Here is a 24027-nt window from a genome sequence, read left to right as displayed (position 1 = left end):
GGCCCGACCTCTCGAACCCACGCCCCCACGAGGTGCACCCAACATGTCCGACACCATCTCCAACCTCACCGACACCACCTTCGATGAGCAGATCGGCTCCGCCACCGAGCCCGTGATCGTCGATTTCTGGGCCGAGTGGTGCGGTCCGTGCAAGATGATCGCCCCGATCCTCGAAGAGATCGCCTCCGAGCAGGCCGGCAAGCTCTCCGTGTCGAAGCTCAACGTCGACGACAACCCCGATGTGGCCCGCCGCTACGGCGTCATGAGCATCCCCACCATGATCGTGTTCAAGGACGGTCAGGAAGCGGCCCGCATCGTCGGGGCCAAGGGCAAGGGCCAGCTCCTCGAGGATCTGCGACCCTTCCTCTGAGCCGCTCGGGCCCCACACCCGGACCACCTGTCATCGTCGTCGATGATCCTCTCGGCCCCGGTGCGGAGGGCCCCGCTGTCCGTGATGTTCAGCAACGCTTGCACCTGACAGGCATCACTGTCGATCGGGGCGAGCTGGGGATCTTCGGACCGAGCACGCAACACGCCATCGAGGCTTTCCAGGAGCAGCGAGGTCTGCTCGTCACCGGCCTGTGCGACGACGCCACCTGGCACGCCTTGGTCGAAGCGGGCTACCGGCTGGGCGACCGTCTCATCTACCTGCGCAGCCCCATGCTGCGCGGCGACGACGTCCAGGCCCTCCAGCTCGGCCTCGGCGCCCTCGGCTTCGACGCCGGGCGCGTCGACGGCATCTTCGGCCCCCAGACCGAGAGCGCCCTGCGTCAGTTCCAGCGCAACCAGGGCCTCACCACCGACGGGGTGTGCGGTCCCGAGGTGGGCGCCGCGCTCGCCCGGCTCGGGGGCCGCACCACTTCCGACAGCGTGGCGGGCGTGCGCGAGCGCGAGCGGCTCCGGGCGGCACCACCACAGCTCGAGCGACGCCGGATCGTCATCGGTCAGCACGGCGGCCTCGACGTGCTCGCCTCCGCCATCGGTCGGCTCCTGCACGACGAAGGGGCCGTGGTGGCCGTGCTGCACCACCCCGATCCGTCCACCCAGGCGCGCGAGGCCAACGCCTTCGACGCCGACTTGTACATCGGCCTCGAGCTCCTCGCCCACGCCGAGTGCCGCACCGCCTTCTACGCCACCGAGGGCTTCCGTTCGGTCGGCGGGGCCCAGCTGGCCGAGCTCCTCACCGAACGTCTCCCCGGCGTCGCTGGGATCGACGAGAGCCGGGCCTCGGGGCTGCGCCTGCCCATCCTGCGCGAGACGCGCATGCCCGCGGTCGTGTGCTTCCTGGGCCCCGCTCCGGTGGTGGTGGAACGGTCCTCGATGGTGGCCTCGACGATCGTCGAGGCCGTCCGCAGCTGGGTCACCGAGCCGGTCGAGGGTTCATAGGCGGTCACACGGCCCAGCCGTCGACTCGACATTGACCACAGGTTTTGCCACAGCCTGTGGAGAACCCTTCACCGCCACGAGCGGGTGAGGGTCAAGCGCCGTCGCCCTCCGGGCCTTCGGCCATGACCCGGTAGATGCGCTCGAGATCCTCGAGGGTGGCGAACTCCACGACCAGTCGCCCCCGCTTGGCGCCGACCGACACCTGCACACGCGTGTCGAGCAGGTTGGCCAGCATCTCCTCGAGCTCGAGCACCGCGGCCGGGCGCACCGGCGCCGGCGCCTTGGTCGGGGGCGGCGTCGCCGGATCGTCGGTCTCGGTCTGGTGACGCCGCACCTCCTCCTCCACATCGCGAACCGTCAGGCGCTCCGCCACCGCCCGCTGGGCCAACGCCTCTTGGAACTGCCGATCCGGCGTGCCGAGCAGGGCCCGGGCATGGCCGGCCGACAGCTGGCCGTCCTGCACCAGGCGCTGGATGGTGGCCGGTAGGTGCAGGAGGCGCAGCGTGTTGGCCACCGCGGAGCGGCTCTTGCCCACCCGAGTCGCCACCTCCTCCTGGGTGTGATCGAACTCCTCGATCAACTGCTGGTAGGCCGCCGCCTCCTCCAGGGGGTTCAGGTCGGCTCGGTGGAGGTTCTCGACCAAGGCGTGCTCGAGCGAGCGGACGTCCTCGGTCTGGCGCACGAGGGCGGGGATGGTCTGCAGGCCTGCTCGGCGGGCGGCCCTCCATCGACGCTCACCGGCGATGAGCTCGTAGCGCTCCGGGCCGGCGGGTCGCACCAGCACCGGCTGCAGGACCCCCACAGCGCGGATGGAAGCCGCCAGGCTGACCAGCTGCTCCTCGTCGAAGTACTCGCGTGGCTGGTACCGGTTGGGTTCGATCTGGCTGATCGGCAGCTCGTGGAGTTGTGCTTCCTCTTCGACCGTGGCCGTGGTGGGGATCAGCGCCCCGAGCCCCTTACCCAATCCGCTTCGGCGTCCCACCACTGACCTCCTTGGCCAACTGCCGATAGGCGATGGCGCCCCGGCTACTCGGATCGAACGTGATGATCGGCTGACCGAACGACGGGGCCTCGGACAGCCGCACCGTCCGGGGGATGATCTGACGACAGACCTTGTCGCCGAAGTGGGCCCGGACCTCCGCCGCCACCTGGTCGGACAACTTGGTGCGGGCGTCGTACATCACCAGCACGATGGCGCTGACCTCCAGCGCGGTGTTCAGGTTCTTCTGGACCAGGTCCACGTTGCGCAGCAGCTGCCCCAGGCCCTCGAGGGCGTAGTACTCGCACTGGATCGGGACCAAGACCTCACTGGCGGCCGCGAGAGCGTTCACGGTCAGCAGACCGAGCGAGGGCGGGCAGTCGATGAAGACGAAGTCGTAGTCGTCGTGCACGGTGGCCAGGGCGTTGCGCAGCTTGAGCTCCCGGCTGAACGCCGGCACCAGCTCGATCTCCGCTCCGGCCAGGTCGAGGCTCGCCGGGGCCACGAAGAGGTTGCGCACCGAGCTGCCCTCGATGCAGTCCTCGAGCGGGGTGTCGGCGAGGAGGACGTCGTACATCGAGACCTCGAGAGCCCGGGGATTGATGCCGAGCCCGGTGGAGGCGTTGCCCTGAGGGTCCAGGTCGACCAACAACGTCCGGTAGCCCAGCTCGGCCAGGCAGGCCCCGAGATTCACCGTGGTCGTGGTCTTGCCCACGCCACCCTTCTGATTGGCCACGGCGATGATCCGAGGGAAGGGGCGATCCTGTGAGATGGGGGAACCCGCCTCGATCACATCGCCCATGGCCGCGAGCTCCGGGGGGATCTCGACGCTGCGCGGCTCGGCAACCGGGGCCACGGGCGCCTGTGCCGGGACGTCCGAGGGCCCGGTGTCGGCAGCGGGCGCAGCGCCGTCGGGTGGGCCCGAGGCAGGACGTGATGTGGCAGACGTGTCGTCGGGATCCATACACCCACTCAGAGGCCGAGCACGTCGCGGATCGACGTGGCGGACAGGCACCACCGAAGCGTTCTCCGGTGTGCGGGCCCATCCTGGCCGGGAGGCCACCACAGGTCAAGGACCCGAGGGTGTGTTCCACGTGAAACACACCCTCGACCATGGCCGCGTGGCGCGCCGGGCGGACGGGCCTCCCCAGCAGCACCGGCCAACTGGACAGGGGCCGGGCTCGAACGCATTGTGGGGACATGCCCGACGTCAGCGTTGCCCTTCGCCAGGCCCTCGAGCGGGCTCGGCGCCTGGGTGTCCTCGGCCCCACCCCCATCGACGAGCACCTCCGCCACGCTCACCACTTCCTCGATGCCCTGGGCTCCGGGGCCGGAACCCTCCTGGATCTCGGGAGCGGGGCCGGGCTCCCGGGCCTGGTCATCGCCGACATGCGTCCGGAGCTGACCATCACCTTGCTCGATGCCCAGGACAAACGGGTGGCCCTCCTCCGTCAGGCGGTCACCGCTATGGGCTGCGGCGAGCGGGTGCAGGTGCTCCACGGCCGGGCCGAGGCGTTGGCTCACGAGGTCGATCTCCGAGGAACGTTCGACACCGTGACGGCCCGACTGTTCGGTCCTCCGGCGGTGGTGGCTGAGTGCGGAGCACCCTTCCTCGCCCCCCAGGGACGGCTGCTCGTCAGCGAGCCACCCGGATCCGGCGACCGATGGCCCCCGGAGGGCCTCGACCGTGTGGGCCTGGTTCGCGACCCCCGCTCGTCGTCACAGCTCACCGTGCTGCGCTCCGTCCAGCCCTGCCCCACCGAACTCCCCCGCCGGGTGGGGATCCCCGCCAAGCGCCCCCTCTTCTGAGCTGCCCATCACCCTGCGACCCAGCACCGGAACCGAGGCGGCCCGCCAAGAGCTCACGGCCGATGATGATGATGGCGCCACCCGCCCGCCGCACCCGCCCGACCGCTCCGGTCTGAGGGAGGGCGACCATCGCCGCGACCACCCGGGCCCCGTCGTCACTCCCCGGGCACCAGGCGTTCAACCATGCGTTCGAGCACGAGGTCACGACCCCACGAGCCAGGCCCTCCGCGCACGAGCCGAGCTCCCCTGGCCCATCGCCACCGGCCGGACGCCGGCGCCCTCCCCAGACATGGATGCGCAGCGGGAGCCGATGCCTGAGGTGCTGCAGCTGGACCCGCCTGGGCGATCACCTTCTAGCCCTGAGCTCGGCCCCGCAGCCCCAGGGCGGTGCCGCTGCGACGCTCGCCGATGGATCGGGAGTCCGGGTCACCGCGTCGGGGGCCGGGCTCACCTGGCCGCCAACGGGTTCCCGAGCCGGACTCCGGTCGTGGCCGTGCTCTCGAACCCCTGCCGTGCCCGTCCTCCGGGTCGTCGTGGTCGGGAACGGTCGGGGGCGGCCGCCCCGGGGGACCTCCGGGCGCGCTGCGGCAGCATCGGGAGACCCTGCGGACGCCGTCCCCCGAGCGGGCCCGCGTTCGGCTCGGCGCACGACGGGTGGCTGGGGGGGGCGGGGTCGATCCCTCGACCGTCCGACGACGATGGCCTCGATGGCCGACTCCCAGCCACCCCCTCGCCCGGCCGGGAGCACCACCGGCGCGCCGCGGCGGGGTCCCACCACCCTGGTGCCGTCGCCTGCCGAGAGCAGCCGAGCCGGCAGACGCGACGGGGAGGCCTGCCGCCCCCGGTGGTCGAAGCCGACTCGTTGACCGCACAGGACCTCGACTCGCGAGGGACGAACGACCGGACCACCCCTGATGGATGGACAGCCGGTCTCGGCCCAGTCGCCCCGACCCCCGGAGGAGACCGACCACCCACGACCCTCCTGGTTGGTGGTGGCCCGCCGAGGGTGGCGACACCCAGGGGCGCCCTCGGGGGTCGACGCCACTCTGGGGACGGGGAGCGAAGCCGCCGGGTCCCCGCGCCGGGGCACAGAAGCCTCTCGGTCGTGCCGCCATCGCCCGCGTGAGGGTCACGGTCCCCAGTGCACCCCTCCCGCCGCTCGGCGGCGAACCCGTGGTGCACCCCCTGGCAGGGGAGAGGCACGGACAACGACCATCGGACACGGCTCGGCTCCCGCGCCCGGCCTCGGGCTCGGGCTCGGTCCAGACCGACCGGACCACCCCGACGCCTCTTCGAAGGGCGTCGTTGCTGCCGTCCGGCGGGCATCGGCGCTGCGTTCCAGCGCTGCGGCGATGCTGTGCGGCTGTGGGGAGTGGGGCAGTGATGCAGTGGTGGGCCACCGCAGCCCGGCGACGATGGTGTTTCACGTGAAACGGGCCGGGAACGACGAAGACCCAGCCCTCAGGCTGGGTCTTCGTCTCACCGCTGCGGGCCCGGTCGGGCCAAGGGCTCGTTCAGTCGTCGGGGGCGATCACGACTCGACGACGGGGCTCCTCGCCCTCGGAGATCGTTCGCACGCCGTCGATCTCGTTCACCGTGTCGTGGACGACCTTGCGGTCGGGGGGCGACATGGGCTCCAACGCCTTCTGCACGCCTGACTCCCGCACCTGCTCGGCGATGGACTGCACGAACCGCTCGAGGGCCTCACGACGCATCTGGCGATAGCCGGCGACGTCGACGCGAACCCGGCCCGCGGCGGTACCGGGCACCTGGCGGTGCACCACGGTGCGGGAGAGCTCCTGGACGGCCGCGAGGGTGGCGCCCTTGGGCCCGACCAGGAGGCCGAGGTCGCTGCCGGTGACCCGGACCTCGACGTTGTCGTCGTCGACCTTCTCGGCGGCGACGGTGCCCTCGGCCCCGAACGCGTCGACGAGGCCGGTGACGAAGTCGGTCACGATGGTGGTGTGGGTGTCGATGTCGACGTCTCGGTCGGTGTCGCTCACGGGAGCTCCCTGGGGGGTTTCGGCGGCTTTGGTGGACTGACCACGGGAGCTCCGACCGCGCGGCGGGCGAGCCGGGGTGGGCTCGTCCGCGGCGACGGGAGCGGGGTCGGGGGTCTCCTCGGCCTCGGTCGTGGTCTCGGTGGCCCCGGTCGAGGCCGAACGGCTGCTGCGCCCCTCACCGCCCCGCCCCTTGCCCTTGCGACGGTCACGTCGCTCGACCTTGGGCCTGGGTTGGGTGGGGCGGATGCGGGCCCGGACCCGGGCCTCCCCACGGGTACGGCCGAAGAGGCCCTGCTTGGGCTCTTCGAGGACCTCGAACTCGGCGTCCTCGTCGGCGATGCCGAGCTCGTCGAGGGCGGCGTCCTTGGCTTCTTCCAGTGACTTCCCGGTGGTTTCGACCCACTCCACGTGCGTTACCTCTTCTTCTGGTTCTTGCGAGCACGGGGCTGCAGGGTCGGGGGTGGTGTGTTCCCCGCCGCGCTCTTGCCGCTGCTCGACTTGGATGGACGTTTTGCGCCGCTCTTGGCGCCGCTCTTGGCGCTGGTCTTGGTGGCGGTGCCGCCCTTGGCGGATCCGCCGGTCTTCGCCGCGGACTTGCTCCGGGCGCCGCTCTTGGCAGGAGTGGGCTTGGCCGCCTTGGCCTTGGCGGTGGTCTCGGCGTTCTTCTTGGCCAGGCCGAACATCTCGCGGAAGGACTGCTGGGGCGCCGCGTCGTCGTCGCCACCCTTGCCGGCGAGCACCGAGGGTTGGCCCTTCTTCATCCCGTAGATGCTGCGGGAGATGAAGGCCTGCTGACCGATCCGGTAGAGGTTGGACACCGCGAAGTAGACCACCAGGCCGGCAGGGAGGCCGAAGGAGATCACCGGCAGGAAGATCGGCATGATCTTCATGATCATCTGCTGCTGGGGGTTGATCGACGCTCCAGGGTTGCGGCCCTGGATCTGGCGCTGCTGGATGAAGCCGGTGGCGCCGACGATGGCGATCAGGATGAGGAAGGGCAGGGCGGTCAGGATCCCTTCACCGAGCGCCTGGCTGGCACTCTGGCTGAGATCCATCCCGAAGGCGTCCATCTCGGTGGAGCCGGCGAGGCTCTGGTAGAGCGACGAGCTCTCGTTGACATACGATGGATCGAACGCTCGTTCGATCGCAGGTGCCTCGGTGATCGGATCGCCCGCAGCGAACAGGTTGGAGGCCCAGCCGACGTCGAAGCCCATGTCGGTCACCCGACGGGTGAGACCGCGCAGCACCTGGTAGAGGACGAGAAACACCGGCATCTGCACCAACAGCGGCAGACAGCCCCCGAGGGGGTTGATGTTGTTCTCCTTGTAGAACTTGAGCAGCTCTTCGTTGAGCTTCTGGCGATCGTCCTTGTAGCGCGTCTGGATCTTGCGCATCTCGGGCTGGAGCTGCTGCATCATCATCATGGAGCGCGTGCCCTTGAGGGTCAGCGGCGTCACCACGACCATCACGACGAGGGTGAGCATGATGATGGCGAACGCGTAGTTCGGCACCAGGTCGTAGAAGAACGCCAGCACAGCGGCGAGGGCGTCGAAGAACACCTGCATGACTTACGAGACCTTCCGAGGAGGAACGGGGTCGTGTCCGTGGCCACCCCACGGGTGGCAGCGACCCAGACGGCGCACCGACAGCCAGGTGCCCCGGACGACGCCGTGCACCTCGAGGGCTTCGAGAGCGTAGGTGGAGCAGCTGGGCACATAGCGGCAGGGCGAGATCCGCCACGCGAAGGCCCACTGGTAGGCGCGGACCGGGGCCTGCGCAGCCCGGGCCGCCAAAGAGGCCCGAGGCCCGGCGGTGTCGGCGATCGCGGTCATCGGCGTCGGTCCAACCGATCGAGGCAGCCTTCGACCAGATCGGCGATCTCGGGGCCGCCCAGCCCGGCGGCCTCGGGGCGCACCGTCACGAGGTAGGCACCGGGAGCGACGCCGCGGCGGGGATCACGGACCCGCTGGAGCAGCCGGCCCTTGACGCAGCGGCGGATGCGGTTGCGCACGACGGCGTTGCCAACCTTGCGGGGCACGGCGAACGCCACTCGGGGGTGCTGGGCAGGCGCCTCGGGATCGTCCGGGAGATGGATCACCGCGACGGGTCCACGACGGGCGCGCGTCCCCGACCGGCGGAGCTCGAGGAACGTTCGCCGGTCACGGATGCGCCAGATCAGGCCGACAGGCGCGAACGGCCCTTGAGCCGGCGAGCCCGGACCACGGCACGACCACCGCGCGTCGCCATGCGATGGCGAAAACCGTGCCGCTTGGCACGGCGCCGGTTGTTGGGCTGAAAGGTGCGCTTCACGTCCTGCCTCCTCGACCATGCGAGCCTCCCGGCCCCAGGTCTGTCACGATGATGACCATCCGCCGAATGCCGCGACGATGACGCGGCCCGGCTCTGGCTCGCCGTCACGGTAGAGCGAAGTCCACCGGTGCGGCAACATCGGCGAGCGTGCTACGGTCCGGCACCCGTTCGGCGGTAACGACCGCCTGCGGGGGAAGAACACGGGAGTCCACCGCCTGACCGGCCCGTTTCCACGGGCAGCGCTGCCTTTTTCCACACATGTGGACGTGGCTGTGGACCAGAGATCGTCGATCGAGGGCGTTTGTGCAGGTGGACCAGGCCGAATCGCTGTGGACAGCATGTGCCGAGGTCCTGCGGACGCAGGTCTCCGAGGCGGTCTGGCACACCACCTTCTCCGCCGCCGTCCCGATCGGCCTGGCCGAGGACCGCCTGTTGTTGGCCGTGCCCAGCTCGGTCGTCAAGGACCGCGTCGAGCACCGCTACCTGACCCTGGTCGAGGGAGCGCTGGCCGACATCGGCCGCCCCGAGGTGCGCCTCGCCGTCCAGGTGGTCACCGACGCCGCCCCGGTGGGCCACGACGAGGGCCCGGGCGATGCCGGCGAGGACCTCGAGCTCTTCGAAGCCGACGATGCCCCGCTGCGCCACCCGGCGCCACCGCAGCAGCACGAATCGGCCGTCGAACCGGCCAAGACCGGGCTCCCGGGCCAGCCCGTCAACGACCGCTACACCTTCGAGGCCTTCGTCACCGGCACCTCCAACCGCTTCGCCCACGCAGCCGCGCTCAGCGTGGCCGAGACCCCGGCGCGGTCGTACAACCCGCTGTTCATCTACGGCGACCCGGGACTGGGCAAGACCCACCTCCTGCAGGCCATCGCCAACTACGTCTCGGTGAACTACCCGAGCTACCGGGTCCGCTACGTCTCCACCGAGCAGTTCCTCAACCAGTTCGTCGACGCCATGCGCCTCGGCCGGGGCCGCATGGCCACCTTCAAGGAGCACTACCGAGCCGTCGACGTGCTGCTCCTCGACGACATCCAGCTCATCGAGGGCAAGGAGAACCTCCAAGAGGAGCTCTTCCACACCTTCGAGTCGCTCCACCAGGCCGACCGCCAGATCGTGCTGTCCTCCGATCGGCCCCCGGATGCCATCTCGACCCTCGAGGACCGTCTCCGCAGCCGCTTCAAGATGGGCCTCATCACCGAGATCAACCCCCCCGAGCTCGAGACCCGCCTCGCCATCCTGCGCAAGAAGGCCGAGCGCGAGCCGGTGGAACCCCCGCCCGAGGTGCTCGAGTTCATCGCCACCCACATCACCAACAACATCCGCGAGCTCGAGGGCGCCCTCATCCGGGTGTGCGCCTATGCCAGCCTCACCCGCCAACAGCTCAGCGTCCCGATGGTCCAAGAGGTCCTCGACGACATCCTCTCGGACACCCAACCCCGGGCCATCACCCCGGAACTCATCCTCGAGCGCACCTCGGAGATGTTCGGGTTCCCGATCGAGGAGATCCAGGGCAAGAGCCGGCGCCGCCCGCTCGTCACGGCTCGCCAGATCAGCATGTACGTGTTCCGTGAGCTCACCGACCTGTCGTACCCGGCCATCGCCCGGGAGTTCGGTGGCCGGGACCACACCACCGTCATCCATGCCGTGGAGAAGATCGGCGGTCTCATGAAGGAGAAGCGCCAGATCTACGACCAGGTCACCGAGCTCATCCAACGGATCAAGAACGGATGACCCCGCCTGTGCACGGATCCGTGGACATCTCGGTGGACGAGGCCGCGCCGGCCGGTGGACGATCGGTGGACGACGAGGGGTTCATCCCCCGGGGTCGGCGCACGGTGCGCGAGCCTGTGCGCAGCTGTGGACATCGCGAGGACGACCACATGGTCCCTGACCAGGGAGAACACCAGGTTGTCCACGATCCACAGGCCCTACTACGACTACTACCTAGAGATCACACTTCTTCAGTAGAGGTACGAGAAAGCGAGCTGGTGTGAAGTTCCGATGCGAACGTGATCCCCTGGTCGACGCCCTGAACGCCGCCGGGCGGGCCGTCACCAGCCGGGGCAGCTCGCTGCCCGTGCTCTCCGGGTTGCGCCTCGAGGTCAAGGGCGACCAGCTGTCGGTCACCGGCAGCGACCTCGACCTGACCATCTCGGTCCGTGCCGCCGTGAGCGGCGAGACCGACGGTGTCGCCGTGGTGCCGTCCAAGCTGTTGGGCGACATCAGCCGGGCCCTTCCGCCCGGGGCGGTCACCGTCGAGGTCACCGACGAGGAGGCCCGCATCAGCTCGGGGCGCTCGCAGTTCGCGGTGCGCACCATCCCCGCCCAGGAGTTCCCCCAGCTCCCCGAGCCCGCCGAGCGCTCCGTCGACCTCGACGCCGCCGGTTTCGCCGATGCCCTCCGACAGGTGGTCTCGGCCGCCAGCAACGACGAGTCGCGGCCCATCCTCACGGGCGTCCTGCTCGCCGCCGAGGGCGACGGGCTGCGTCTCGTGGCCACCGACAGCTACCGGCTGGCCGTGCGCGACCTGCCCGGCACGTCGGTGCTCGACGAGGGCCAGCAGGTCCTGGTGCCCTCGACCGCCCTCAAGGAGCTCTCCCGCCTCCTGGGCAGCGCCGAGACCGTCACCCTGCGCCTGGGCGAGCGCGACGTGGCGTTCGAGGTCGGCGACGTGCGGGTGACCAGCCGGTTGATCGAGGGCGACTTCCCCAACTACCGGGGCCTGATTCCGAGCAGCCAGCCCAACCAGCTCCGCGTCGGGCGCGACGCCCTGTTGGAGGCCCTGCGTCGCGTGCGGCTGCTCGCTCGCGAGGCCACCCCGGTCCGTCTCGTCATGTCCGCCGACACCCTCGAGCTGTTGGCCATCACCCAGGACGTGGGCCAGGCCCGGGAGGAGCTCGACGCCAAGTACAGCGGCAACGAGCTCACCGTCGCCTTCAACCCGGAATACCTCATCGCCGGAATAGAGGTCACGCCCGGTGACGAGATCACCCTGGAGACCATCGACGCGCTCAAGCCGGCGCTCGTGAAGGCCGTCGACAGCCCGGACTTCCTGTACCTGTTGATGCCCGTTCGGGTCTCCTAGACCGCCGGCTCGCCCGGTGCTGCTGCGGTCCCTCTGGCTGACCGACTTCCGGTCCTACCCCAGCGCCGAACTGGAGCTCGGGACCGGCCTCACGGTGCTGCTCGGCGCCAACGGCGAGGGCAAGACCAACCTGTTGGAGGCCGTGGGCTACCTGGCCACGCTCTCGTCGTTCCGGGGTGCTCCCAACGAGGCGATGGTCGCCAGCGGCGCCGCCACGGCGATCGTGCGAGCCGAGGGCGAGCGCGAGGGTCGTTCCCTGCTCATCGAGGCCGAGATCACGCCCTCGGGACGGGGACGGGTGATGGTCAACCGCCAGCGCCTCACCCGGGGACGTGACCTGCTGGGGGCGCTGAGGGTGAGCGTCTTCGCTCCCGACGACCTCGACCTGGTCAAGGGCGGTCCCGCCGGGCGACGGCGCTACCTCGACGACGCCCTGGTTGCCCGCCGGCCCGGGCTCGACGTCCTGCGCACCGATCTCGACAAGGTGCTGCGTCAACGCAACGCGCTGTTGCGCCAGGCCGGGGGTCGCATCACCGAGGAGGTCGAGCTGACCCTGGCGGTGTGGGACACCAAGCTCATCGAATCGGGCGAGGCGCTGGCGTCGGCACGCGAGGACCTCGTGGAAGAGCTGCGCCCGTTCCTGGCCCGGGCCTACGACCGCGTGGCCGGCCGACCGGCCGAGGTCACCGTCGACTACGTGGCGCCGTGGCGGGCCGAGGGCCTCGAGGCGGCGCTGGCGCGGGTTCGCCGCGACGAGGTCCGTCGGGGCGTGAGCCTGGTGGGACCCCACCGCGACGACGTGGACCTGCGCATCGGAGGTCTGCCGTCGCGCACCCATGCGTCCCAGGGAGAGCAGCGTTCCCTGGCCCTGGCCCTGCGCCTGGCCGCCCACGAGGCGGTGACCACCGCGACCGGGACACCACCGGTGCTGTTGCTCGACGACGTGTTCTCCGAGCTCGATCCCGACCGTTCGGGTGCGCTGCTGACCCACCTGCCCGAAGGCCAGACGCTGCTGACCAGCGCCGCCGGTCTTCCCCCCGGCGCTCGGCCCGACGTGGTCTTCCGCGTCGCCGGTGGCCAGGTGACCAGGGAGATCTGAGCGGTCGCACCGCATGGGTACAGTCAGCCTCGTGCCCTGGTCGCCCCTTCCCGGTTCCGCCGCCGAGGAGCCCGCGCCCATGGGCGGTGCCCTCGATCGGGTCGTGCGCCACCTCGGCGGGCCGTCCGTGGATGCCCTCGGCGCGCTCTACCAGCGGTGGGACGAGCTGGTGGGCCCTCGGCTCAGCGGGCACACCCGGCCGTTGAGCCTGCGTGGGGGCACCCTGGTGATCGGGGTCACCGACCCGGCCTGGGCCACCCAGCTCCGCTTCCTCGAGGCCACCCTCCTCGAGCGGCTGGCCGGCCTCGACGGGGCGCCGGTGACCTCGATCGAGGTCCGGGTGCGGCCCATCTGACCCGCTCTGGGTGACGCGGGCCCCGGTCCCGTGGGGGGACCCAGCGCCACCCCTCGGACGAGACGACGCGGAATCCTGGGACCGAATCGGCGCCCGATGCTCTCCGGCGCCCTGAAAGGCTCAGGATCGTCCCACCCCACTGGTAGACTGACTACCTCGCGATGTGAGCTGTCGATGTGGCCGCTGAGCCACTGGGGTCCGAGCCATCGGGGTGTCGGCGTCAGCGCCGTCCACCCGGCTCTCGACCGTCGTCACGGACCGCATCGCCGTCGTTCACCCGTCACCGAAAGAGGTTGGCCGCGCGTGGCCCAGACCACCGAAACGTACGGGGCCAAGGACATCACCGTCCTTGAAGGCCTCGAAGCCGTGCGCAAGCGCCCGGGCATGTACATCGGCTCCACCGGCGTGGGGGGGCTGCACCACCTGGTCTACGAGGTGGTCGACAACTCCGTCGACGAGGCCATGGCCGGTCACGCCAGCCGCATCGAGGTCACGTTGCTGCCCGACGGCGGGTGCGAGGTCGTCGACGACGGTCGTGGCATCCCGGTCGACTCCACCAACGACCCCCGCATGAAGGGCAAGAGCGCCGCCGAGGTCGTGCTCACCGTGCTGCACGCCGGCGGCAAGTTCGGCGGCAGCGGCTACAAGGTCTCCGGCGGCCTCCACGGCGTCGGCATCTCGGTGGTGAACGCCCTCTCCGAACGGGTCGAGGTCGAGATCGACCGCAACGGCGACCGCCACCGCATGACCTTCGCCAACGGCGGCAAGACCGTCGACAAGCTCGGCGTCATCGGCCCGGCCCCCCGCGGGCGCACCGGCACCACGGTGCGCTTCTGGCCGGACGCGACCATCTTCGAGGACACCAACTTCCGGGCCCAGACCCTCCTCGAGCGCTTTCAGATGATGGCCTTCCTCAACAAGGGCCTCGAGATCCGCTTCGTCGACAAGCGACCCGATGCCATCTCCTCGGAGCAGGTCACCTACAAGTACGCCGGCGGCATCAAGGACTTCGTCAGCCACCTCAACTCCTCCAAGGAAGCGCTCTTCAAGGGCGTCGGCTACCTCGAGCAGGTGGAGGAGGACCAAGAGGTCGAGATCGCGTTCCAGTGGAACACCGGCTTCAACGCCGACGGCCTGCACTCCTTCGCCAACGGCATCGCCACCATCGAAGGCGGCATGCACGTCGAGGGGTTCCGCAAGTCCCTCACCAACGTGGTCAACAAGTACGCCCGGGCCAAGGGCCTCCTGAAGGAAAAGGAGGAGAACCTCCAGGGCGAGGACATCCGCGAGGGCCTCACCGCCATCATCTCGGTGCGCCTGCGCGAACCGCAGTTCGAGGGCCAGACCAAGGGCAAGCTGGGCAACGTCTCCATCCGCTCGCTGGTCGAGCGGGCCACCAACGAACGGCTGGCCGACTGGTTCGAGGAGAACCCCACCGAGGGTCGCAAGGTGGTCACCAAGGCCATCAACGCCGCCCGCGCCCGGCTGGCCGCCCGCAACGCTCGCGAGGCCACCCGGCGCAAGTCCGCCCTCGAGGGGGCGGGGATGCCCGAGAAGCTCAAGGACTGCGCCAGCCGAGACCCGGCCGAGAGCGAGCTGTTCATCGTCGAGGGCGACTCCGCCGGTGGTTCCGCGGTGGCCGCCCGCGAGCCGCGCACCCAGGCGATCCTGCCCATCCGGGGCAAGATCCTCAACGTCGAGCGGGCGCGGCTCGACAAGATGCTCAAGAACAACGAGATCCAAGCCCTCATCTCGGCCATCGGTGCCGGTGTCGGCGAGGAGTTCGACATCACCAAGATCCGGTACCACAAGATCATCTTGATGGCCGACGCCGACGTCGACGGCTCGCACATCCGCACCCTGCTGCTCACGTTCTTCTTCCGCCAGATGCGCGAGCTCGTCGAGCGCGAGCACGTGTACATCGCCCAACCCCCGCTGTACTCCACGGTGGTGGGCAAGGAGAAGGTGTACCTGAAGGACGACACGTCCAAGGACGCCTTCATGGCCGAGCACCCGAACCACAAGAAGGAGTTCCAGCGCCTCAAGGGCCTGGGCGAGATGGACTACGACGAGCTCGGCGAGACCACCATGGACGCCGATCGCCGCACGCTGCTCAAGGTCTCGGTCGAGCAGGCCGCCATCGCCGACGACATCTTCTCGGTGCTGATGGGCGACGACGTCGAGTCGCGCAAGCACTTCATCCAGACCAACGCCAAGGACGTGCGCTTCCTCGACATCTGAGGCGAGCGACCCGGCACCACCCACGAGGAACCCCACCACCCATGACCGACGTGACGCCACCCGACGACGGCAACGGCGAGGGCACTGCCCTCGGCCTCGGCGGCATCGAGCCGATCGAGATCCAAGAGGAGATGGAACGCTCCTTCCTGGACTACGCCATGTCGGTGATCGTGTCGCGGGCGCTGCCCGACGCACGTGACGGCCTGAAGCCGGTGCACCGCCGCATCCTCTGGGGCATGTACGACCTGCGGGCCCTCCCGGACCGGCCCACCATGAAGTGCGCCCGCGTCACCGGCGAGGTCATGGGCAAGTACCACCCCCACGGCGACTCGTCGATCTACGACGCGCTGGTCCGCATGGGCCAGACCTTCAGCCTGCGCCACCCGCTCATCCACCCGAAGGGCAACTTCGGCTCGCTCGACGACCCTCCGGCAGCGGCCCGCTACACCGAGTGCCGTCTGGCCCCGCTGGCGCTCGAGATGCTGCGCGACATCGACGAGAACACGGTCGACTTCGGCGAGAACTACTCGGGTGAGTTCACCGAGCCGCTGGTCCTTCCCTCGCGCTTCCCAAACCTCTTGGTCAACGGCTCCCAGGGCATCGCCGTGGGCATGGCCACCAACATCCCGCCGCACAACCTGGCCGAGGTCATCGACGCCGTCGACCACCTCCTCGCCCACCCCGAGGCCACCTCCGACGACCTCATGGCGTTCGTGAAGGGTCCCGACTTCCCCACCGGCGCCCTCATCATGGGTCGCCAGGGGATCATGGACGCCTACCGGACCGGCCGGGGCTCCATCAAGCTGCGGGGCAAGGCCGAGATCGAAGAGGGCGCCCGCTCCGACTACATCGTGATCAGCGAGCTGCCCTACCAGGTGAGCCCCAACCAGTTCATCGTCAAGGTCAAGGAGCTGGTCGACAACCGCGAGCTCGAGGGCATCGCCGAGCTCAACGACGAGTCGGCCAAGGGCCAGCTGCGCCTGGTGCTGCGCCTCAAGCGCGACGCGCCGGCGCTGGTCATCCTCAACAACCTCTACAAGCGCACGCCGCTGCAGACCAACTTCTCGGTCAACACCGTCGCCCTGGTCGACGGCATCCCCCGCACGCTCAACCTGGCCGACGCCCTCCACGCCTACATCGACCACCAGAAAGAGGTCATCCGGCGGCGTTCGCAGTATCGCCTCGACAAGGCGCGGGAGCGGGCCCACATCGTCGAAGGCCTGCTCAAGGCCCTCGACCTGATCGACGAGATCATCGCCGCCATCCGGGCCAGCGACGACAAGGCCGCCGCCCGAGAGGCGCTCATGGCCGACCCCTTCGGGTTCTCCTACGAGCAGGCCGAGCACATCCTCGACATGACCCTGGCCCGGCTCACCCGCCTGGGTCGCTCTCAGCTCGAAGAGGAGATGGCCCAGCTGCGCGAGACCATCGCCGAGCTCGAGGCCATCCTGGGCGACGAGGTGAAGCTCCGCGCCGTCATCAGCGAGGAGATGGGCGAGATCAAGGCCGCCTACGCCCAGCCGCGCCGCAGCCAGATCACCTACGACGTGGGCGACATCGACATCGAGGACCTCATCGACGACGAGGACCTCGTCGTCACCATGAGCGCCAAGGGCTACGTCAAGACCGTGGCGGCCGACACCTTCCGCACCCAGGGTCGCGGCGGCCGGGGGGTGGCCGGGGCCAAGCTCAAGGACGAGGACTACGTCAACCACATCATCCACACGACGGCCCACGCCTACCTGCTCTTCTTCTCGAACCGTGGTCGCGTCTACCGCCTGAAGGCGCACGAGATCCCGATGAAGGACCGCACGGCGCGGGGCACGGCCATCGTGAACCTGCTGCCGCTGCAGCCGGGCGAGACCATCCAGGCGATCATCGACACGCGCGACTACGAGACCAACCGCTACCTCTTCTTCGCGACCAGGAAGGGCCAGGTCAAGAAGACCAAGTTCACCGAGTACGACTCGTCGTTGCGGGCCGGCCTGATCGCCATCAACCTGCGCGACGGCGACGAGCTGGTGCGGGTGATCCCCACCAACGGCGGCGAGGACATCTTCATGGTGTCGCGCAGCGGCATGACGATCCGGTTCGCCGAAAGCGACGTGCGGTTCATGGGTCGGGCCGCGGCCGGGGTGCGGGGCATGAAGCTGCGAGAGGGCGACGAGGTCGTCTCCTGCGACGTGGCTCGAGACGACGCCGCCATCCTCATCGTCACCGACGCCGGCTACGGCAAGCGCACCCAGCTCGATCGCTTCAACCAGCAGGGGCGCGGCGGTCAGGGCGTGCGGGGCATCAAGCTCACCGCCCGCAAGGGCTTCGTGGTGGCCGCCTTCATGGTGGGCATCGACGACGACATCTTCGTGATCGCCAGCGGTGGTGTCGTGATCCGCATGCCCGTCCGCGAGATCTCCTCGCAGGGCCGCGACGCCACCGGCGTCCGGGTCATGAACCTCGACGGCGACCAGACCGTCGCTGCGGTCGCCCCCGTCCTCACGGTCGAGGACTGACCGCACCCACCCTCGCCGTCCCCGACGGCCTCCTCGCGAGCTGCGGCTGGCCATCGACGAGCACCGACCACCGATGGTCGGTCGCCGATGAGGAGGATCCCACATGGACCGACGAGGTGGACGCGAGTGCGCCCGAGCCGGGCAGGTGCCGAGCCGGGCCCGACGCTTCCGGGGCGACCGAGGCCAGGCGGTGCCGGTGGTCGCCGGCGCGCTGGCCTTGGTGATGGTGCTGGGGTTCGGCGCGGTGCGCCTGGCGGGCGTGGTGACGGATCGGGCCCGGGCCCATTCGGCCGCCGACGCCGCCGCCCTGGCCGGCGCTGTCGAGGGGCGCGCCGCGGCCGATCGCCTGGCGGCGGCCAACGGGGGCCGGGTCATGGCGTTCGAGAGCTACGGCGACGAGGTCGAGGTCACGGTCAGGGTCGGTGACGCCGAGGCGGTGGCGCGCGCCCGCCTCGAACCGTTCGCCCCGGAGAGGCCCTGACACGACGGCCAAATGCCCGTGCACACGCCCGCCATGACCTGGGTAGGGGCCGGAGCGTGCCTACACTTCCTGCGATGGCGATCGACCCCCGCACTGGCGCCGCGCCCCTGCGAGGGGACGATCAGACCGACGCCGACGACGGGGACGGCGACCAGGGCGAGCCCACCATCAGCGCCCCGGTGGTGCGGGCCAGCGCTCCTCCACCCCCATATCCTCAGGCTCCTCCTTCTCGGCCTCCGACCACTGCCCCGGTCGCCAGGGCGACTGACGGCGGCCCGGTGCGCTACGAGGCCCGCCAGGTCCACCGCATCGTCACCCGGGTCGAGCCCTGGTCGGTGCTCAAGGTGTCGCTGCTGTTCGCGTTCTCCACCTGGCTGATCCTGGTCGTGGCCGGCGTCGTGCTGTGGCGGGTGGCCGTGTCCACCGGCACCATCTCCAAGTTCGAGAACTTCATGGCCGAGATCCTCGCCGAGCCTGGATGGGTGGTCGACGGCATGCAGATCTTCCGGGCCTCGGCCATCGGTGCGCTCGTCCTGGTGGTGACGGGCATGGTCTTCGCCGTGGTGTTCAGCGTGCTGTTCAACCTCATCGCCGGGCTCACCGGCGGGTTGCGGGTCAGCGTCATCGAGCTCGAGACGGCGCGTCGCGCCGGGGGGCGCCGTTCCGGGCGTCGCTGAGTCGACGCGTCAGGGGTCTGGCCCACCAGCCGGGACCGGTGGCCTCCGGGCGGCGTTGGCCCCGTCCCGGGCGATCCGTTATCGTGACCCGCTGCCCCACGGGGCTATAGCTCAGTTGGTTAGAGCGCACCCCTGATAAGGGTGAGGTCGCTGGTTCGATTCCAGCTAGCCCCACGTGAAGATGCTCCGCCGGGCCATCATGGCCCTCGGTTTCGCCACCCTCGTGGCCTCGGTGCTGCGCTTGCGCGGCACCGGCGGCACGCCGCCGCAGTCGGGCGGATGGCGTGAGCTGTCCGGTCCCGAGCTGAGCTGACATGGCTCGCGTCGGCATCGTGGGCGCCGGTGCCGTGGGGGCCCGACTCGCCCGCCAACTGCTCACGACCGGCGTCGACTCGGTCGCGGTGCGCGATCCCGATGCCGCCCGGGCCCGCGCCGTCGTCGACAGCCTCGGCGATGGCGCCGAGCACGACGACGCCGAGGTCGATGCTCCCTTCGATGCCGACGTGGTCGTGCTGGCCGGTCCCGGAGGGGTGCACGCCGACCACGCCGCCCGGTTCCTGCGCCAGGGCCACTCGGTCGTCTCCACCAGCGACGACATCGACGACGTGCGGGCGTTGCTCGCCCTCGATGCCGAGGCCAGGGAGCGGGGCCGGACCGTGGTCGTCGGCGCCGGCTTCGCGCCGGGGCTCACCTGCGTGCTGGCCGCGCACGGTGCCGGGCGCTTCGACACCCTCACCGAGGTGCACGTGGCCAAGGTCGGCACGGGAGGTCCGGCCTGCGCCCGCCAGCACCACCGAGCCCTCGGTCGCATGGCCCTCGACTGGCGCGACGGCGGTTGGGTGCAGCGCCCCGGCGGGTCCGGACGAGAGCTCAGCTGGTTCCCCGATCCCGTCGGAGCCGAGGACTGCTACCGCGGCGCGCTGCCCGACGCCCTCGTGATCGTGCCGGCCTTCCCCGGTGTGCAGCGCGTCACCGCCCGCATGGCGGCCACGCGCCGCGACCGCCTCACCGCTCGGCTCCCGATGTTGTGGCCCACCCATCCCGAGGGGGGTCCCGGGGCCGTGCGGGTGGAGCTGCGCGGCCTGCGGGGTGGGGCCACCGACGTGGTGGTGCTCGGGGCCATGGACCGGCCTGCGGTCGCCGCCGGGGCGGTGGGGGCGGTGGCGGTGCAGTGGATCCTCGATCAGCGGGTCCGGCGCCGGGGGGCGGCCGGCCTCGCCGAGCTCGTCGACCCGCTGCCGTTCCTCGCCGAACTGGCCCGGCGAGGCGTCAAGGCCGCGGTGTTCGAGGGACACGCCCACCGGGCCGCCTGACGGGCCGGCGTGTTGGGCGAGGCCGTCATCCCGTCCTCGTTCGTCGTTGTGGCCTAGCGTGAACGGGCGCGGTGTCTGCCGTGGTCGTTCCCCGACGACGACGGCCGCGCCGGCTTCGGTGGAGGAGGCGAGATGGCCCAGGCGAAGCGCCGACCCGATCCCGCCACGATGGCGCTGATCGAGGACCAGCTCCCGCTGGTGCGCCACGTCGTCTTCCAGGTGGCGGTGCACTTCCCTCGCCACGTCGACCGCGACGACCTCGCCCGCGCCGGGGCGCTCGGACTGGTGGAGGCCGCTCGTCGTTGGGACCCGGACCGGGGGGTGCCCTTCGATCGCTTCGTGGCTCGCCGGATCAGGGGAGCGATCCTCGACGCGGTCCGCGCCGCCGACTGGGCGCCCCGTTCGGTGCGGTCGGTGGGTCGTCGCCTGGCCCGCACCGAACAGGAGTTGACCAGCGAGCTGGGGCGGGTCCCCTCACCGAACGAGGTGGCGGAGCGCCTCGGGGTCGCACCGTCGGAGCTGGCGCGACTCAGCGACCGTGTCTACCGCTCGGTGGTCCTCGCCCTCGAGCAGCCGGTGCAGGACGGCGACGACAACGTGAGCCTCATCGAGGTGCTGCGTGACACCGACCAGCCCAGCGCCGAGCACCTCCTCGAGGACCGCGAGCTGCTGGCCTACGTCCACGACGCCATCAGCCTGCTCCCGGAACGCCATCGTCTGGTGATCGTCGGGTACTTCCTCGACGGCCACACCTCGGCCGACCTGGCCCGCTTCCTGGGGGTCACCGAGTCTCGGGTCAGCCAGCTGCGGTCCGAGGCGCTGGAGATGCTCCGCGACGGCATCGAAGCGCAGTACGACGCGCCGGCGGTGTCGCCGGGGCGCCCCGACCGTCGGGTGGGTGTGCGCTGGGGCGCCCAGCGGGCCGACTACGCGGCCGCCATCGCTGCCGCCTCGCGATGGCAGTCCCGGCTGGACCACCCGCCCCGGGTCCTCCCGCGCGCCGACTGACCGGCACCGCGGGGCCGGTGCCCGAGCGACCGGCCCGACGCCGTCCGGTCAGCTCTCGGAGGAGCCCCGCTTGGGTCGGTACACGAGGTAGAGGACCACCGCGCCGCCGATGATGACCACCATCACCCCGATGAACACGATCAGGCCCGAGGTGGAGCGGTCGACCTCGCGGCTGGCGATGGGGCTGTCCTCGAGCGGGGGGCGTGTGGTCGGGGTGGTGGCCGCGGCGGCTTCGGTGCCCTGGGGCTCGTCGGCCAAGGTGGCGTCGGTCGTGGTGCCCACCACGATGCTGGGCGCCGGGTAGTCGGGCTCGGGGTTCGACGCGTCGGGGATCTGGATCCAGGCCTCTTCGGCGGTGGGGCAGCCCTGGATGGTCGGGAAGTGCAGGGTGGTGTCCTCCGGGGCGGTCACGACCATGGTGGCCACGAACGGGACGGTCTCGCCGTCGGGGATCGAGCCTCCGTCCCACCGCAGCTCGTCGTCGGTCACCGTCGAGGTCCAGCCCTCTGGGGCCTCGGCGGCCACGTCGCTGACCCCGTCGGGGATCTGCACCCGCAACGAGGTGGTGGGCTGGCCGGCGCATCCGTGGTCGAAGCTGAAGGTCACGGGGGTGCGCTCCCCGGCGACCACCGGCTCCTCGGCCGAGGTGACGTGGGCCGCGGCCGGAGCGGTGGGCGCGACGAGGGCGACGGTTCCCGACAGGGCCAGCGCGGCGATGACCGCACGGGTGGGGCGGTGGCGACGCGGGCTGGATCGGTCGGGGGAGGAGTTGAAGGGGGGCATGGTGCTCCGGATGGGGGTCAGGGGATGTCGATGACGAAGGGGGTGCGGACCTCACGGAAGTCCGAGGGGCGCACGGCGAGGGCGATCTCCCAGCGACCGGGGATCGAGAGCTCGGAGCCCTCCACCACGAACGTCCCGGGACCGACCTTGACGACATCCCGGCTGATCGGGCCGAGGTCGGCCTCGGGGAGGCGGAACTCGACACGCAGGTCGGTGGCCACGTCGAGAGGTCGGCCGTCCGGGTCGAGGTACTGCACCCGGAGGGTGTTGGGCCCGGCGCGAGCGGGGTCGATGGTGAGTTCCACGGTGCCGTCGCCGGCGGCCCCCTGCAGCGAGACGGTTCCGCCGCGGTCGTCGGCTGCGGTGCGGGCCGGGGTGACGTTGACCAGGACCGCGGTGAGGGCGAGCACGGCGAGGATGACGACGATTTCCACCAACAGCGTGCCCCGCAGCCGATGCCAGCCCTCGGTGCTCGCGGCGTCGGTGGTCTCCCCGGGGTCGTCGAGGGGCTCGTCGGCGGGGGTGGAGGCGGTGGCCACTGCGTCGTCGGAAGGGTCGACGGGGACGGCGGTGAGGGAGGGGACCAGGCGTTGGCGGTTGTAGGCGCCGAGCACGACGACCGCCCCGACCAGCGCCACCTTGGCGAGCAGGAGGCGACCGTAGGTCGTGGACCACAGGGCCGAGGGCGAACCCCCGGACTGGATCCAGGTCATGGCCAGGCCGGTGACGAGCACGCCGATCACCGAGACGGTGGCGGCAGTGGAGAAGCGCCCCACCACCACTGCGGTGGAGCGCAGCAGGTCTCGACGGGCCCGCCGATCGGTGCGGACACCAGTGGGGCTGGCCGTGGCCACCAGAGCCGAGTCGTCGAGGGTGAGCGTGGTCGAGGACGGCGCCGCCACGGTGCTGAGGGTGCTGTCGGTGCTGTCGGTGCTGTCGGTGCTGTCGGTGCTGTCGGGACGCGCCGGGAGATCGGGGTCGGGGGCGCCGGCGAGCGCCGAGGCGCGTTGGCTCAGGGTGAGGGCGAGGCCGACCAGGCCCCCGAACCACACGGCGGCGGTCGCCACGTGGGTGCCGTCGGCGAGGACCGACAGCCACCGGTACGGAGCCTCGGTGGCGTGGCCCCACAGGACGAACGACGCGCTGACCGCCAACCCGCCGTAGAAGGCGCAGCCCTGGGCCACGAGGAGCTTCTGGGTGTCGGTGGACAGGTGGACGAGGGCGAGGCCGGCCAGGAGCACGACGGCCTGCCACCCCAGCGACTCGGTGAGCACGGTGCGGACGACGTCGAGGTCGGTGGCGGCGTCGAGGCCCCGGCCGGTGGCCAGGGCCGCTTGGGCGCCGACCGTGGCGAGGATCCCGAACAGGCCGGCCAGCGTGGCCAGGCGCACCACCGGAGCCAGCCTCCAGCGGTCGCGGCGTTGGTCGTGGACGAAGGCGAGGAAGAAGCCCATGCCGGCCGCCAGGAGCGCGGCGACGAAGGTGGCGAAGCGGGCCACCGTGCCGGCCACCTCCCACCCGGGGTCGGTGCGAGCGGTGAGGACGTCGAGGCCGGAGGGGTCGACGACGGTGCCGACCGCGAACAGCACCGACCCGCTGATGGGGTGGCCATCGGCGGACACGACCCGCCAGGTGCCCACATAGGTGCCCTCCGCCAGGTCCGGCTCGAGTCCGACGCTCAGGAGCCGCCCGGCGTCCTCGCTCGTCGTGTCGTCCAGGTCGACCCGGTTGCCGTCGCCGTCGAGCACGCTCAACCCGCCCAGTTGGGTGTCGACCGCCTCGGTGAAGGTCACGGTGAAGGTGGTGGGCGGCTCGGGCACCGATTGGCCGTCGGCCGGGCTGGTGGTGATCACGCTGGCATGGGCCCCGGCCGGGGCCGCCGTGGCCAGCACCAGGACCAGGGTGAGCACACCCACGGCCACCAGGACCGGCGCCGCCCGCCGGGAGGGGCAGGCCACGGAAGGGTCGACGGCGGTCACCGGGCC

Annotated in this window: 23 protein-coding genes and 1 tRNA gene; 15 read left to right on the top strand and 9 right to left on the bottom strand. The window is 70.8% G+C overall.

Translation table 11 applies throughout. The features are described from left to right. The first annotated feature begins 43 nt into the window (after positions 1-43). Together trxA and LUW87_RS11395 are read left to right on the top strand one after the other, a co-directional pair. A complete protein-coding gene (gene trxA / locus LUW87_RS11400) occupies positions 44-370 on the top strand; it encodes a thioredoxin (RefSeq protein ID WP_232671298.1) in 327 nt (108 codons plus the stop codon). Then, positions 367-1386 (top strand): peptidoglycan-binding protein, encoded by a 1020-nt coding sequence (locus tag LUW87_RS11395; RefSeq protein ID WP_283251096.1) that lies wholly within the window; start codon positions 367-369, stop codon positions 1384-1386. Before trxA ends, LUW87_RS11395 begins: the two co-directional genes overlap by 4 nt. 91 nt (positions 1387-1477) lie before the next feature. On the opposite strand, the gene LUW87_RS11390 is transcribed toward LUW87_RS11395, so the two are convergent. Together LUW87_RS11390 and LUW87_RS11385 are read right to left on the bottom strand one after the other, a co-directional pair. Next, positions 1478-2368: a ParB/RepB/Spo0J family partition protein gene (locus LUW87_RS11390; RefSeq protein ID WP_232671296.1), complete on the bottom strand. Its 891-nt coding sequence runs from the start codon at positions 2366-2368 to the stop codon at positions 1478-1480. Further along, positions 2343-3329 (bottom strand): ParA family protein, encoded by a 987-nt coding sequence (locus LUW87_RS11385; RefSeq protein ID WP_430300538.1) that lies wholly within the window; start codon positions 3327-3329, stop codon positions 2343-2345. The genes LUW87_RS11390 and LUW87_RS11385 overlap by 26 nt, the downstream gene beginning before the upstream one ends. Positions 3330-3565: 236 nt before the next feature. Here LUW87_RS11385 and LUW87_RS11380 point away from each other — a divergent pair, with 236 nt between their 5' ends. Continuing rightward, entirely contained in the window at positions 3566-4174 is a 609-nt protein-coding gene (locus tag LUW87_RS11380; RefSeq protein WP_232671295.1) for a 16S rRNA (guanine(527)-N(7))-methyltransferase RsmG, read from the top strand. 1514 nt (positions 4175-5688) lie between these two features. Here the strand turns inward: LUW87_RS11380 and jag are convergent. The 5 genes from jag to rpmH are packed head-to-tail and all read right to left on the bottom strand — an operon-like array spanning position 5689 to position 8487. Beyond that, positions 5689-6585 (bottom strand): RNA-binding cell elongation regulator Jag/EloR, encoded by an 897-nt coding sequence (gene jag / locus LUW87_RS11375; protein WP_232671294.1) that lies wholly within the window; start codon positions 6583-6585, stop codon positions 5689-5691. Between the two features lie 5 nt (positions 6586-6590). Then, complete coding sequence (locus LUW87_RS11370; protein ID WP_232671293.1) at positions 6591-7742, bottom strand: YidC/Oxa1 family membrane protein insertase; 1152 nt, start codon at positions 7740-7742, stop codon at positions 6591-6593. 3 nt (positions 7743-7745) lie between these two features. Continuing rightward, positions 7746-8009: a membrane protein insertion efficiency factor YidD gene (gene yidD, locus LUW87_RS11365; RefSeq protein ID WP_232671292.1), complete on the bottom strand. Its 264-nt coding sequence runs from the start codon at positions 8007-8009 to the stop codon at positions 7746-7748. Then, a complete protein-coding gene (locus LUW87_RS11360) occupies positions 8006-8344 on the bottom strand; it encodes a ribonuclease P protein component (protein WP_232671668.1) in 339 nt (112 codons plus the stop codon). Before LUW87_RS11360 ends, yidD begins: the two co-directional genes overlap by 4 nt. Positions 8345-8352: 8 nt before the next feature. Continuing rightward, positions 8353-8487, bottom strand: a complete 135-nt coding sequence (gene rpmH, locus LUW87_RS11355; RefSeq protein WP_232671667.1) for a 50S ribosomal protein L34 — start codon at positions 8485-8487, stop codon at positions 8353-8355. 309 nt (positions 8488-8796) lie between these two features. Between rpmH and dnaA the strand changes: the two genes are divergently transcribed. From dnaA to LUW87_RS11295, 12 genes are all read left to right on the top strand, one after another. Beyond that, a complete protein-coding gene (gene dnaA / locus LUW87_RS11350; protein WP_232671291.1) occupies positions 8797-10221 on the top strand; it encodes a chromosomal replication initiator protein DnaA in 1425 nt (474 codons plus the stop codon). 259 nt (positions 10222-10480) lie between these two features. Further along, positions 10481-11575 (top strand): DNA polymerase III subunit beta, encoded by a 1095-nt coding sequence (gene dnaN / locus LUW87_RS11345; RefSeq protein WP_232671290.1) that lies wholly within the window; start codon positions 10481-10483, stop codon positions 11573-11575. A gap of 16 nt (positions 11576-11591) precedes the next feature. Then, positions 11592-12674 carry a DNA replication/repair protein RecF gene (recF, locus tag LUW87_RS11340; protein ID WP_232671289.1) on the top strand — a complete coding sequence of 361 codons (1083 nt, stop codon included), beginning with the start codon at positions 11592-11594 and terminating at the stop codon, positions 12672-12674. A 31-nt stretch (positions 12675-12705) separates the two neighbouring features. Next, a complete protein-coding gene (locus LUW87_RS11335) occupies positions 12706-13029 on the top strand; it encodes a DciA family protein (RefSeq protein WP_232671288.1) in 324 nt (107 codons plus the stop codon). 174 nt (positions 13030-13203) lie between these two features. Continuing rightward, positions 13204-15270 (top strand): DNA topoisomerase (ATP-hydrolyzing) subunit B, encoded by a 2067-nt coding sequence (gene gyrB / locus LUW87_RS11330; protein WP_430300537.1) that lies wholly within the window; start codon positions 13204-13206, stop codon positions 15268-15270. Positions 15271-15311: 41 nt separating this feature from the next. Beyond that, the gene (gene gyrA / locus LUW87_RS11325; protein ID WP_232671286.1) at positions 15312-17780 is read left to right on the top strand and encodes a DNA gyrase subunit A; all 2469 of its coding nucleotides are present in this window, start codon (positions 15312-15314) and stop codon (positions 17778-17780) included. A 103-nt stretch (positions 17781-17883) separates the two neighbouring features. After that, positions 17884-18261, top strand: a complete 378-nt coding sequence (locus LUW87_RS11320) for a pilus assembly protein TadG-related protein (protein WP_232671285.1) — start codon at positions 17884-17886, stop codon at positions 18259-18261. A gap of 74 nt (positions 18262-18335) precedes the next feature. Further along, a complete protein-coding gene (locus tag LUW87_RS11315; RefSeq protein WP_232671284.1) occupies positions 18336-18938 on the top strand; it encodes a DUF3566 domain-containing protein in 603 nt (200 codons plus the stop codon). A 100-nt stretch (positions 18939-19038) separates the two neighbouring features. Then, positions 19039-19112: transfer RNA gene (locus tag LUW87_RS11310), tRNA-Ile, on the top strand. A 1-nt stretch (position 19113) separates the two neighbouring features. Then, on the top strand, positions 19114-19251 hold the full coding sequence (locus LUW87_RS11305) for a hypothetical protein (protein ID WP_232671283.1): 138 nt from the start codon (positions 19114-19116) through the stop codon (positions 19249-19251). 1 nt (position 19252) lies between these two features. Further along, positions 19253-20251, top strand: a complete 999-nt coding sequence (locus LUW87_RS11300) for a saccharopine dehydrogenase family protein (RefSeq protein WP_232671282.1) — start codon at positions 19253-19255, stop codon at positions 20249-20251. Positions 20252-20383: 132 nt separating this feature from the next. Then, on the top strand, positions 20384-21259 hold the full coding sequence (locus LUW87_RS11295; RefSeq protein WP_232671281.1) for a sigma-70 family RNA polymerase sigma factor: 876 nt from the start codon (positions 20384-20386) through the stop codon (positions 21257-21259). Positions 21260-21307: 48 nt separating this feature from the next. Here the strand turns inward: LUW87_RS11295 and LUW87_RS11290 are convergent, their stop codons facing one another. Both LUW87_RS11290 and LUW87_RS11285 read right to left on the bottom strand, forming a co-directional pair. Continuing rightward, positions 21308-22042 carry a DUF1775 domain-containing protein gene (locus tag LUW87_RS11290; RefSeq protein WP_232671280.1) on the bottom strand — a complete coding sequence of 245 codons (735 nt, stop codon included), beginning with the start codon at positions 22040-22042 and terminating at the stop codon, positions 21308-21310. A gap of 17 nt (positions 22043-22059) precedes the next feature. Then, positions 22060-24021 (bottom strand): copper resistance CopC/CopD family protein, encoded by a 1962-nt coding sequence (locus tag LUW87_RS11285; RefSeq protein ID WP_232671279.1) that lies wholly within the window; start codon positions 24019-24021, stop codon positions 22060-22062. Between the last annotated feature and the right edge of the window lie 6 nt (positions 24022-24027).

This window comes from Rhabdothermincola salaria (assembly GCF_021246445.1).
Classification (GTDB): domain Bacteria; phylum Actinomycetota; class Acidimicrobiia; order Acidimicrobiales; family Acidimicrobilacustridaceae; genus Rhabdothermincola_A; species Rhabdothermincola_A salaria.
The sequence above is the reverse complement of the archived record's forward strand: the minus strand, read 5'-3'. Positions and strand labels throughout refer to the sequence as shown.